General features: G+C 34.8%; 12 protein-coding genes. 5 read left to right on the forward strand and 7 right to left on the reverse strand.

Going from position 1 to position 12,010, the window contains the following annotated elements; genetic code table 11:
- A partial coding sequence (locus Q0M21_RS02280; RefSeq protein ID WP_295334152.1) for a CAP domain-containing protein occupies positions 1-197 on the forward strand: 197 nt, incomplete at its 5' end.
- A gap of 62 nt (positions 198-259) precedes the next feature.
- Here Q0M21_RS02280 and Q0M21_RS02285 read toward each other — a convergent pair.
- The 4 genes from Q0M21_RS02285 to Q0M21_RS02300 form a co-directional block, all read right to left on the reverse strand.
- On the reverse strand, positions 260-856 hold the full coding sequence (locus tag Q0M21_RS02285) for a 3'-5' exonuclease (RefSeq protein WP_295334154.1): 597 nt from the start codon (positions 854-856) through the stop codon (positions 260-262).
- A gap of 1 nt (position 857) precedes the next feature.
- Complete coding sequence (locus Q0M21_RS02290) at positions 858-2,774, reverse strand: DUF294 nucleotidyltransferase-like domain-containing protein (protein WP_295334157.1); 1,917 nt, start codon at positions 2,772-2,774, stop codon at positions 858-860.
- A gap of 237 nt (positions 2,775-3,011) precedes the next feature.
- Positions 3,012-4,538, reverse strand: a complete 1,527-nt coding sequence (locus tag Q0M21_RS02295; RefSeq protein WP_295334160.1) for a DEAD/DEAH box helicase — start codon at positions 4,536-4,538, stop codon at positions 3,012-3,014.
- Positions 4,539-4,614: 76 nt separating this feature from the next.
- A complete protein-coding gene (locus Q0M21_RS02300; protein WP_295334163.1) occupies positions 4,615-5,130 on the reverse strand; it encodes a DUF6155 family protein in 516 nt (171 codons plus the stop codon).
- An 81-nt stretch (positions 5,131-5,211) separates the two neighbouring features.
- On the opposite strand from Q0M21_RS02300, the gene Q0M21_RS02305 reads away from it, so the two are divergent.
- Both Q0M21_RS02305 and Q0M21_RS02310 read left to right on the forward strand, forming a co-directional pair.
- Positions 5,212-5,496, forward strand: coding sequence for a DUF3817 domain-containing protein (locus tag Q0M21_RS02305; RefSeq protein WP_295334165.1), 285 nt, complete (start codon positions 5,212-5,214; stop codon positions 5,494-5,496).
- Positions 5,489-6,748 (forward strand): mechanosensitive ion channel domain-containing protein, encoded by a 1,260-nt coding sequence (locus Q0M21_RS02310; protein ID WP_295334168.1) that lies wholly within the window; start codon positions 5,489-5,491, stop codon positions 6,746-6,748. The genes Q0M21_RS02305 and Q0M21_RS02310 overlap by 8 nt, the downstream gene beginning before the upstream one ends.
- Here the strand turns inward: Q0M21_RS02310 and Q0M21_RS02315 are convergent, their stop codons facing one another.
- Entirely contained in the window at positions 6,749-7,135 is a 387-nt protein-coding gene (locus tag Q0M21_RS02315; protein ID WP_295334171.1) for a hotdog domain-containing protein, read from the reverse strand.
- A gap of 212 nt (positions 7,136-7,347) precedes the next feature.
- On the opposite strand from Q0M21_RS02315, the gene Q0M21_RS02320 reads away from it, so the two are divergent.
- Entirely contained in the window at positions 7,348-8,667 is a 1,320-nt protein-coding gene (locus tag Q0M21_RS02320) for an OmpA family protein (protein ID WP_295334173.1), read from the forward strand.
- A 148-nt stretch (positions 8,668-8,815) separates the two neighbouring features.
- The gene (locus Q0M21_RS02325) at positions 8,816-9,214 is read left to right on the forward strand and encodes a glyoxalase (RefSeq protein WP_295334175.1); all 399 of its coding nucleotides are present in this window, start codon (positions 8,816-8,818) and stop codon (positions 9,212-9,214) included.
- A gap of 10 nt (positions 9,215-9,224) precedes the next feature.
- Here the strand turns inward: Q0M21_RS02325 and Q0M21_RS02330 are convergent, their stop codons facing one another.
- Complete coding sequence (locus tag Q0M21_RS02330; protein WP_295334178.1) at positions 9,225-9,770, reverse strand: hypothetical protein; 546 nt, start codon at positions 9,768-9,770, stop codon at positions 9,225-9,227.
- 18 nt (positions 9,771-9,788) lie between these two features.
- Positions 9,789-12,010 (reverse strand): WG repeat-containing protein (locus tag Q0M21_RS02335; protein WP_295334181.1); only part of this gene is annotated, 2,222 nt, incomplete at its 5' end.

The following is a 12,010-nucleotide window of genomic DNA, read 5'->3' on the forward strand; positions in this document are numbered from 1 at the left end:
GCGTACTAGGTGCAGAAAGAGTAGGTGAGAACATTGCTTACAACTATCAAACGGCTGAGAGTGCTATGAGTGCTTGGCTTAATAGTCCGTCTCACAAAGCCAACATTGAAGGTGACTACACACACTTGGGTATCTCTGTTAGCATTAACCCTGAAAACGGAAAAAAATATTACACTAACATGTTTATGAAAAAATAGTTTGATTATTGTTTTGTTTGATTTTGACAGATCACGAAAAACCCGGCTCTAAACCGGGTTTTTTATTTGAATCCTAATAGTGTTTTGAGTTTTAAAAACAACAATCCTATAGCATAAGCATCGTCGGAAGCGGAGTTCTTCTCGCTTAAAGGTAATTTATAATGCTTTACCATATCTTCAATAGAAAACGTTTTGTTGGTCACATCCAAATGTTTTTGATGCATGATTTCAATGTCGAGGGCTTCATTCTTTAATTTACCGCAGGACATTTTTTCGAGGGCTTCATTTATGAGTTCAATATCGAAATGAATACGATGACCAACCAAAACAGAGTTTCCAATGTACTCCACTAAAGATTGTATTGCCTGAGGTTCGGCCAACTTTGGCAACTTACTTTCAATTAAAAATTCGTTTGACAAACCGTTATCGTGTAAATATTTGTATTGCAAAATGATTACTTCAAAGTTGTCTCCAATTTTAATCATATCGTTTACCACACCAAAAGCGCCAAAAGATAAAATCACATCTTTCTTCGGGTTTAAACCTGTAGTTTCAGTACTTAAAACGACATAGCGATTGGATTTGGTTTCAAACTTAGCCAAATACGCTTTCCAAAAATCGGGATATTCTTTATTGATGTTTTTAATCCAATCCAGCATGTTAGGAGAATTGTGTTAATTGAAATTTATCTTTAATCAGCTCTTCCAAATCTTTCATTGGAGAGAGTGCATTTTTGAGTCGTTCGCGTTCCACTTTGCTCAATTCGTCTATGTTAATTAAATCGCCCGAACTATCATTTTTTAAACCTTCTAAAGTTCTGAACTTCGATAAAATTAAAAAGGCATCGGCACAGTTCAAGTAAATCTCTGAAAATTTCGGATCCACCAAAGCCAACTGTTTGAATCGGGAATAGGTGTTGTTGATCCCTCGTAAATTCATACTTAAGGCAAACAGGCGCGCTCCGTCAACTAATGGCATAATGCCACGGTTTTTGATGTCGAATTTCCCTTTGTGTTCGCCTTCTTCTTCTACATTAAATTTCTTGAAGAAGTTTAAAGGCGGATTTTTGCGCAAAGCATCATTACCTAAATAATCAAAGAAAAGCGCATTGTTTTTGGCATTTGCAGCAATCAAATCAGCTATAATATCCTCAATTTTCCCTTCACCAAAGGCAATTTCATAATCAAAAAAGATACTGCTGATGTCGTTAGATTTTTCGCCCGGCATCTTCATCCAATTGTTATATTGTTTGATCCAATCGCTCAGTGATTTGCACCAAAGCATATTGCTGGCCATGTGACCGTTCGGACAGTATTGATAACCTACTTTTTCTAAAATTGCCGTAGTTCTTTTGGATAGTTTTAAGAAATAATCTTTTACATCACGGTATTTTTCGGGAGCCACATCTTCAAAAATTAAAATACTGTCTTGGTCGGTTAGCAACAACTGTTCTTTTCGACCTTGACTCCCAATACTCAACCATGCAAAACGCGATGGAGGAGAACCCAAATCCAAAATAGCCAATTCCACCGAACGTCTGATAATAGCGGTAATAATCTCCCCCGTAATATTATAGATATGTGGTAACGGAATGTTTTTAGCAATCGAACTCTGAATCAAGTCTGTTAGTTTTTCACGAACTAATTTTAATTCTTTAGGCGATAAGGAACGTTTGATTTCTTTAATTAAAACACCCGGATTATTGGCTTGAGCTACAATTAAATCATGTTCTGAAATGATTCCTTTAACTTCTGATTTATCTGAACCATCGATAGTTACGCAAAGATGACTTACATTATGCTTTAATAATAATAGTTGAGCCTCGGCAACAGAAACATTTTCCGGAACTGTGATAACCGGCACCGACATTATTTTATCAATACTAGTGGTAATAGGGAAGCGACCATTGGCAATTTTAGTTCTGAAATCGGTATCGGTTACAATGCCCAGCGGGCTGTTTTGATCAATGATGATGGCACTGTCGATTAAGTTTTCGGTCATCAACTGAGCTACATCTTTAACTATCATTGTTGCTGTAACTTTTAATGGTGTTTTGTTGTAGGCCAATGATTGAAAGTACTGAATTTCATTGGATTGATTTTCAGTATAAACATTGTCGGTAATGAGTTTTCCACGATTTTCTTTATCAAAAGGATTACGCGTATTGGTGGCAAAACTTTCCAATAAGAAGTCTAAAACTTGTGGATTTTGTGCTACAAAAGGTTTGAATACAGCAATAGGAATGGCATATACAATACTGTCTTCGCGAGCTTTAGCGGTCATCATGTAATTGTTTTTGGCAAAGAAAGGACGCAAACCAAAAACATCTCCTGGGTAACATTTATTCAATAATGTTTCTTCGGCATCTGCAATTACGGATAGATTGATGACCCCGGAAGCCACTACATAAAAACTATCGTGTAATTTATCATCAACTTTAAACAAAGTTTTATGCTTATCTAAATTAACTACGCCAATATTGGTGGCGACTTGAATCAACTCGTCGTGACGCAAATAATTAAATGGCGGATAATCTTTCAAAAAGTTAGCAATATTTTCGGCGACAGAATTACTCATAAATACATTTTTAGAAAACACAAATACCATGGCAAAAATACTAAAGGTTTCCGCATGATAGGGTCATTGTTAAAAACATTTGAAAACTATAAGTGTATCAATAAAGTACAATCCTTAAATTTTCTATTTTACATAATATAAATTATAGTTTATAAAATGTACAGCTTTAATCTTAAATACTTAGAAACTTATATTATTGTAAAACAAACTATTATAAAGCTTAAATAAATAATACATTTAAAAATTTAGTTCTCTGTACTTTTTACCAATGGCTAAGCTTAATTTGGTTTTATAATCCTCAATGAGCCATTCACGATAGTTTTTGCTGGTTTTACCCAAACAACTTACATAACGTTTTATGCGGCTTTCAATATCATCATTTAACAATTTAGATAACATTCTGGCTCCGTACAAATCTTCGGCATTTTCAACACACATTGAGGCGTGCTGATTTATAGAACGCTCAATCACTTCTTTGGAACGTAAATTTTGAGCAGTAATTTTTTTAAATTCGGCTTCAATATCCATAGAAACGTCAGCTGTTTTGGCAAACATTTTACGAATGGCTTCCGGCATGGTATATTTGAAATTCAATTCGATTTCGGCATCATCTCGTAAGCTTTCCAAATAATATTCCGGCGATTTGAAAATGTGCTGCCAATCGACAGGATCATTCCATAAACCGAATCGCAAAGCATTGTTACCTAGGTCGATAACCGTAAATTCATCTTTATGCGGCAATTTACGCGAGCCACGACCAATCATTTGAAAATATAACGTCAACGATTTGGTAGCGCGATTCAAAATGATACTTTCTACTGTAGGTTCGTCAAATCCGGTGGTTAAAATGCCAACTGAAGTTAAAATAGCATCCGGTGTTTTTTTGAACCATTGCAAAATATCTTTACGATCTTCAGCTGATGTGGTATTGTCAAGATGTTTGATGGGAAATCCGGCTTCTTTGAAAGTATCATAAACATATAATGATGTATTGATACCGTTATTAAAAATCAAGGTCTTTTTACCCAATGATTTCTCTGTGTATGCATGTAACAATTTCTCCTGCATGACCATATTCATGTACAAATCATCAGACGATTTCACCGTATAGTCACCGTTAATTCCAACTTTAAGCGAAGTCAAGCCTACGTCATAACTATACGTAGTAGCTCGGGCTAAAAATCCGTTGTCAATTAACGATTGTATGGTATCGCCTACGATTAATTCATCGTAATTTTGATGCATCGGCAACTTGATATTCGAACTCAATGGTGTTGCTGTTACACCTAAAATAAAGGAATTTTTGAACTGACTGAATAATTTTCGGAAAGAATTGTAATGCGCTTCATCGATAATCACTAAACCGACATTATCAATCATCAATTTCTCATCGTTTAGGCGATTTTTAAGCGTTTCCACCATCGCTACAAAACAAGAATACTCGTCTTGATCCGGTAATTCTTTAATGTTGCTGTTGATGATTTTATTTTTGACATCGAAACCTTTGAGCATTTTTGACGTTTGTTTGCACAGCTCAATTCGATGCGTCAGTACCACTACTTTTTTATTGTGTTTGGATAAATAACGGCGAACAATTTCGGAGAAAATAACTGTTTTTCCACCGCCGGTTGGCAATTGGTACAACAAATGGTAATCGTTTGGTGCGTTGTCTAAACGCTCAAAAATTTTGTCAATATCTCCCTTTTGGTAGTCGTAAAGCTCCTTTTTTTCTTCAATTTCTACCTTTAAATCTTTCTGAGACATAACGATTAGTACAATTTTGCAAAAGTACAGCTAAAAAAGAGTTATCGCATCATGAATTATGGTAAATAACTAAAATTTAATATTCGAGTCGTTCCGTAACTGCCGTAAAATCATATTGATTGAACCAATTTTGAGTCACAGTTTCTTCTTTAACAGCCACTACTCTATCATAAAATTCGCTTAAAATACCGTGTTCAATTAGGAAAGCAACGGCTTGTTGGAAAGACGAAAGCATGCTTTTGTAAAAAACTTCCTGTTTGATGGTTTTTTCAGCCGATAGCGTTTGAGCTATTTCAAGATTATACAACATCAAATCAGCCACTAAAAAAACATCTACGCCTAACGTTCTAAAATGTTTGATGAATTTTTGAGCTACAGAACGTCGCATTTTCGGTTTTTTACCTCTGACCGGAAAGTATTCGTTGGAGATTTTAAATTTGGCTTCGCGAATCAGTTTTTCTTCATTGGGATGAAATGCAAAATCGTAATATACTTTCACATCGCTAAACTTGTCATAAAGCTCTAATAACTGTTCCTCCAGCTGTTCTTTCGACAATTCGGTCAGGTATTTTTTTAAATCTCTTTTGCTCATTTTTAGTTAAAAAACAAATGTAAGTTCTTTTTAGGTGGTTTACCATCTTATTACTTAATTTTGTGGCAAATTGCTATTATCATGACAAAATTTTTCAAGTTCGTTGCCATCGCTGAAGGCGTTTCCTATTTGGTTTTATTTTTTAATATGTTGGTCATAAAACCTACCAACATGGATTTGTATAAAACACTATTGTTTCCGGTTGGCATGGCTCACGGATTATTGTTTATGGGTTACGTACTTTTGGCGATTTTGATTCGAGAGGAGCAAAAATGGAGTTTGAAAGATTTTTTCATTGTTCAGTTTGCTTCATTGTTGCCTTTTGCTACTTTTTACGTGGAGAAAAAATATATAAAGAATGCATAAACTGGTGGAGAACATTTTCGGGTGGAGTTATCCTTTGTTCAAAAAATTGGACTTTGGAGAGACTTTATCGGCTTATTTGAGTTTGGCCATCAATATAGTGGTCCTGACCCTAATTGCCTACATAATTTTCACGGTTTTCCGATATGTTTTGGTTAGAGCCTTGATTATCATAGCCCGAAGAACTAAAACCCGTTTTGACAACTTTTTAGTTTCCAACAAAACCGCTAAGTACATTTCGCATTTGATTCCGCTGCTTTTTGTATACAAATCGGTGCCTATCATTTTGCAAAATTTTGTGTATTGGGAAGACATATTCGGAAAATTGATAGCCATTTATATTGTATTATTGAGTTTGTGGATTATCAAAACCATCTTGCACGCGTTTCGCGATCATTTAAAAACCAATCCTTCCTTTAGCGACAAACCTATCGACAGTTACATTCAGGTAATTATGATTATCCTATGGATATTCGGGTTTATCGTAATTGTGTCTAAGATATTCGACATAAGTACCAATGCCATGTTGGGAACTTTCGGAGCTGTATCTGCCATCATCATTTTGATTTTCAGAGATACTATTTTAGGTTTTGTTGCCAGTGTTCAAGTTTCTTTAAACGATATGGTTCGGATTGGCGATTGGATTACTTTTGACAAATTTGGTGCCGATGGTGATGTTGTCGAAATCAATTTGGCTACTGTTAAAGTGCGAAACTTTGACAATACTACTACCACAATTCCGACTTATAGTTTGATTTCGGATTCCTTCAGAAACTGGCGCGGTATGCTGGATTCCAGAGGAAGACGAATCAAAAGACACATTTTGATTAAAGCACAGGGTATTCGTTTTTTAAAGGAAACCGAATTAGAAGAATTGAAAAGAATTCAATTGATTACCAAATATATAGATGTCAGACAATCAGAAATTAACAAATTCAATACCAGTCACGATATAGATAAAAGTTTGTTGATTAATGGCCGCAACATGACCAATTTTGGCTTATTCCGAAAATACATTACGCAGTATCTGAGTCAGCATCCCGGCTTGAATAAAGATATGATTTTACTTTGTCGTCAGTTGCAACCAACTCCGCAAGGCATTCCTTTGGAAATTTATGCGTTTTCCAATGACAAACGATTTGAAAACTACGAATACATTATGGCTGATATATTCGATCATATCTTTGCGGCTATTCCCTATTTTGACTTGGAAATTTACGAAATGCCGTCCGGTAAAAACGATTTTGTAAACTAATTACCCTAATCGGTCTTTGATGTATTCTATTTGAGTTTTCCCGTGTGCTTTTGGTTTTCCGTCGGCACCCAAACTAACCATAGTGATAGTATCAATGGTAATGATTATTTCACGCGTCATCATATTTCTTACTTGACAAGTTAGTGTGATTGAGGTATGACCAAACTTTACCACATCGATACCTATTTCAACAATATCACCTTGTTTAGCTGAGCTTCTGAAATTGATTTCCGACATGTGTTTGGTAACAATCTTTGGGTTTTCCAACTGAATGATGGAATACAAGGCTAATTCTTCATCGATCCAAGCTAACAATCTGCCTCCGAATAAAGTGCTATTCGGATTTAAGTCTTCCGGTTTTACCCATTTTCTGGTGTGAAATCTCATGATTTTCTATTTTTTCAGAACAAAATTACGGCTTAAATCTTTGTAATAGTTTTGATTTAGTATATACTTAACCGAAATCGATTTCTTGAGTTAGGATAATTATACCCTTCGTTATCATGAGGTCATAATAATCAAAAAAAGTTGATTATTAAATGTAAACACATATATTTGTATAATTTTAACATTTAAAGAAGTATATTAAAATCTCAAATATGAAAAAAAGCCTACTATCATTACTAACATTCATTTCTATTTTATCTGCCAATGCACAGGTAGCCGTTGATACTACCGGTATTATGGGTGACAGTTACAATAAATGGTCTATTGAACTTTCAGTTGGGCAAGGTAAAGGAGTCAGACCCTATAAAGACGGTTACTTTTCCAGTAATCCTGAAAAATTCTTCGGTAGATTACAAGCCAACAGTTTTGGTATAGCAGGTCGTTATATGATCAGTCCAACCTTTGGTGTTAAAGCTGACCTGAACTATGAAGAATTTAACAACGAAAGTGGAAGCGGTAGTTTAGACTTTAAAATGGTGCAATATCGTTTTGGTTTCCAAGGTGTTGTAAATGCTATACGATTGTTTAATTTACAAGAATCTGCCGGTCGTTTTGGTTTATTACTACATGGAGGTCTTCAGTTGTCCAGAATGACTTCTAAAACTAAAAATACCCTTGGCAATAATCAAAATTATAATGTAACAGAATACAACGGTGGCTTGGTTGTAGGGTTTTCTCCTCTATTCAGAATTACAGATAATATAGCCATTTTTGGGGATTTTAGTGTAGCTAATAACTACAGACAACATTTTAACTGGGATGGTTCCTACTCTGATAACTTAAACAACTTATCCGGTCAAATGGTTGTTACCTCTTTAGGGATTTCTTACTCTTTCGGAAGTGAGAAAATCCATGGAGATTGGGCTATCATCCAAGACAAGAAAGATAAGGAAATGAAAGAACTGAACAGCCGTATCGGTGAAATTGAAACTTTGATGAACGATTCTGATAAAGATGGTGTGCCGGATTACCTTGACGTAGAAAACAATTCGATTGCAGGTGTAGCAGTAGATACTAAAGGAAGAATGGTTGACAAAAACACTAATGGTATTCCAGATGAGCTTGAAAAATACGTTGACAGTTCTATCACAAACAACAATAACACGGTATTGTCAAAAGGCATGATTGAACAATTGATTAATGATGGTTACATTGCTGTTTACTTTGACAAAGCAGTATCTATGCCAAATCCTTCTTCTTCAGATAATATTGGTTTTATCTTGAATTACCTAAGAAACAACCCGAATGCTAGCGTTGAAATTTCAGGTTATGCTGACGAAGTAGGTAATTCTGCTAAAAACGAAAAATTGGCAGCAGCCAGAGCTGAAAATGTTAAGGCTATCTTGATTAAAGCCGGAATCAGCCCATCAAGGTTAACAGCCAAAGGTGCCGGAATTGACAGTTCGGTGGATAAAAATTCTGAATACGCTAAACGCTTAGTTCGTAAAGTAGTTTTCAAATTGAATAATTAACATCAGATTATTAATAACTATAAAAAGCCTCTGTTTTTCGACAGAGGTTTTTTTATAACTTTAATTTATTGATAACTTGACTGTCTGCCAGACTTTCCACTTATCAGTTCGCTTCACTGAACATAAACACCATTAACAAAAGCTAATTATGGAAGTCAGAGACACTACCGTTCTTGAATTACGAGGAGAATCTTTAGGAACAATTAACAGTCAATCCTCTTCAGAAGAAATATTTCAAAACCGAACCCTACGCCCTATTTTAAAATTGCAAAACGATTTGTTTATTCAGGTTTTTATCAATTATGCTATCAAACAAAAAAATGTGTTTTTTTCGTTGAGTCCGGAGAAAAAACTGTCCTATATAGAAAATGTCATCCAAAGGGATATTAAATTCAGAAATTCACTAAAAGGAATGGTTATTGCATTTTTTACTTTGGAAGAGTATGCCGAATACATTCAGAACTCTTCCAATCTAAATAAACGCATGATGAATATGCTGATAGAACGCCTTAAAAGTCAGTTGCAATTGATAGAAGTAACTCCTTAATCAATTCTTATTACAGATAGTCTTTTTTAACTTGCAAAAATGTTTTTGAAGTATTGACCAATGCTGTGACTACTTCATGTCTCAGTTGGTTTAAATCATCGTATTTTAAGTATTTAGCCCAATCTTCTTCCGACAGTACTTCTTTAATGATTCGGATGGTTTTAGCCGTTTCTTTAGCGTTGCGCAAGATTACAGTTTCGTTAGCCTGTGCTGTTTGTTTGTGGTAAAAGTTAGCATCTTCTGTTTCCCAATCGATTTTAATATAAAAGAGTTTTGAAGTATCGTCGTTAGCATAAAAATCGCCCCAATTTGCAAAAGCTACAGTTGTATTTTGACTTTTAAATGTTTCCAGTGGTGTAAGTCGCCAATGACAATTAGCTACTCTGCCCCAATGGTTGGAAATACGATACAAGCCGCTTTCGGTAAAAATATATCGGCTGCCGGATTGACTCGTATAATTAATTTTTAAGTCTTTAATTTCCTCAAAAGGCACTTCTTTCCAGATACAAAAAGTATGAGAATGAAAATTGTAACGGGTATAATTCTTTTTGGTCAAAATAGATTTGTTTAGTAATTAATACTCTTCAATACTGAAATATCTTTTCATAAAATAAGTACTAATCCAATAGCCGTTTATTTTAATGGCATTGCGCAACAACTTCTCCATAAATCGGGTATCGCCAAAGGCCCAATCGGTTGTTCTTTTATTGGTAACCAAACCTTCACCGTCAAAAATGGTGTAATCGTTGGTTTGGGTGAGTGACGATTTTCTGTAATATTCCGAATTCCAATCTCGCTTTTTAAACCGGTACAATTCTCTGTAATACTGTTTGGCAATCTGCTCCTGTGTTGGTCCGTAAGCCATGGATGAATTGTCGAAAATATTGTTTTTTAAATGGTACAGTATGTGTTTGGATGGTGCTATTTTCAAACAAAAGTCCATCAGTAAAGTATCATCCGGACTGTCTAAGGCAGCAATCAATGCTTGTTTTAAATCTTCAAAAGTTTGATAGCCTTGGTGCATAGTCATTGTTTGCTGTTCGCCCATGAACTGTCCTTTTGTAGAAATTAATTTCATTGTACCTTGGTTAAAGGTTAAGGCTTCGCCGTTTTCAAAGTTGGCCATATCATCAAAGGTAGCCGATGTAAGTATTTTACCCGAGCTATCCATCAAACGGTATTTTTTATTTAACATGGATTTGAACAGCGGTTCTGTGGTACAAACCCTTTGCAAATAATCATAAGTGAAGGGCACTAATACTTTATTAGTAAAGTCAATTAATCCGTATTTTTTTCCTTTTTTAGCCGGAATAATCAATTGGTTTGGTGCGTTGGCATACAGCAAGTCAAAACTCAAATCGTCGTAGTTAAACGGAATAACTACTTTGTTTAAATTATCAACTACGCCCAATTTCTTTCCTTTTTTAGCAATGAAATAAGTGGTTTCGTTTACATACACTTTTTGCAAAATGCCGTCATAATCAAACGGCAGACAAAGCTTTTCACTTCTCTCATCAAATATGCCAAACTTATTATCGGTAGTTTCCATTCGCAAAAAGGAACTTTTACCGTCAAGTAACGGATTGACCAATTTGTATTCATCTTCAAGGTAATCGTACTTTTTAATCGAATTGTTAAAAATTACATTACCCGATTTTCCAATTATCGTATATACTTTATTCTTGGGTGCGAAAAGTAATTTTGTTTTTTCAGCAACAGACTCGAAGATAAAATCGAATTCAGGTTCCAATATTACAGTACCGTCATTTTTGTATAAACCGTATTTTCCCTCTTTTGTTCTGCCGCCTATAAAATCATTGCGCTCAAAAATAATATCGAATACAATAGGAAGAATAATTTTGTTGGCTCTATCTACCACCCCATAGTTCTCCCCTATTTTAACTTTCAAAAGATTTTTAAACGATTCGCCGCTAAAGCCGTTAAAGTCGTCAACTTCATCGTACACTACCGGAATGATAACTTGTCCTTTTTTATCCTTCCAGCCTTCTTTTTTATTTTTAAAAACTTTAAAACCGCTGTTAAAGGCTTGCACTTGAATGTCATCGTACTCAATTGGAATAATCGTCTTCCATTGGTAATCAACCATACCCGACAATTGGTTTTGCTTTATTTCGATGAATTCCATGCCATCGAAATGAATATCATCATAAACAATGTCCGTTTTGTATTTGGAACTTATGAAATATACACCTTTGTGTTTGTCTTGTTGTACTATGAGTAATCTTCTGAAACTATCTCGAAACACTTTAGCTAAACCAATCGGATAAAGCCATTGGTTATCGGCAATTACCCCGAATTTCTTGTCTTTTTCAAGAATAAAAACCGGTTGTGCTTCTCTAAATTCAAGATAATGTCTTTGCTCCAATGTCTTTTTAAAATAAGATTGCTCCGCAATGTTTTTACCGTCTATGGATATGTTATCGTATTCAAAATCGGCAATTAACTTATCGTTGACTAATAATGCCTGCTTTCCGTTTTTATGAAGTACAGCCGCATTTTGATACAAAACAATATTGTCAAAATCGATGTAGTTCGCTTTATTGATAATCAACAATAGTAGTTTTTGCGAGTTGTTTTGTACTAAAGCATAACCCGATTCAGTGTTGGCATACAGTATTTTAGTCTGGTTTATCGGAACTACAACTTCTCCATTGTAATTTAAAACACCATACTTGTCATTTTTTTTAACTATGTAGGAAAACAAACTTTTACCAATAGAATCAAATTCGGTTTTTGATATTACTTTTCCATTTTTATCGGCCAAACGCCAAACCT

Origin of the sequence: Flavobacterium sp., from assembly GCF_024710485.1 — a bacterium.
Taxonomy (GTDB): Bacteria; Bacteroidota; Bacteroidia; order Flavobacteriales; family Flavobacteriaceae; genus Flavobacterium.

Bases quoted from the DNA above. Each gene is read 5' to 3' on its own strand.
- Q0M21_RS02285 (WP_295334154.1), bottom strand. From the start codon at position 856: ATGCTGGATTGGATTAAAAACATCAATAAAGAATATCCCGATTTTTGG.
- Q0M21_RS02290 (WP_295334157.1), bottom strand. From the start codon at position 2,774: ATGAGTAATTCTGTCGCCGAAAATATTGCTAACTTTTTGAAAGATTAT.
- Q0M21_RS02295 (WP_295334160.1), bottom strand. From the start codon at position 4,538: ATGTCTCAGAAAGATTTAAAGGTAGAAATTGAAGAAAAAAAGGAGCTT.
- Q0M21_RS02300 (WP_295334163.1), bottom strand. From the start codon at position 5,130: ATGAGCAAAAGAGATTTAAAAAAATACCTGACCGAATTGTCGAAAGAA.
- Q0M21_RS02305 (WP_295334165.1), top strand. From the start codon at position 5,212: ATGACAAAATTTTTCAAGTTCGTTGCCATCGCTGAAGGCGTTTCCTAT.
- Q0M21_RS02310 (WP_295334168.1), top strand. From the start codon at position 5,489: ATGCATAAACTGGTGGAGAACATTTTCGGGTGGAGTTATCCTTTGTTC.
- Q0M21_RS02315 (WP_295334171.1), bottom strand. From the start codon at position 7,135: ATGAGATTTCACACCAGAAAATGGGTAAAACCGGAAGACTTAAATCCG.
- Q0M21_RS02320 (WP_295334173.1), top strand. From the start codon at position 7,348: ATGAAAAAAAGCCTACTATCATTACTAACATTCATTTCTATTTTATCT.
- Q0M21_RS02325 (WP_295334175.1), top strand. From the start codon at position 8,816: ATGGAAGTCAGAGACACTACCGTTCTTGAATTACGAGGAGAATCTTTA.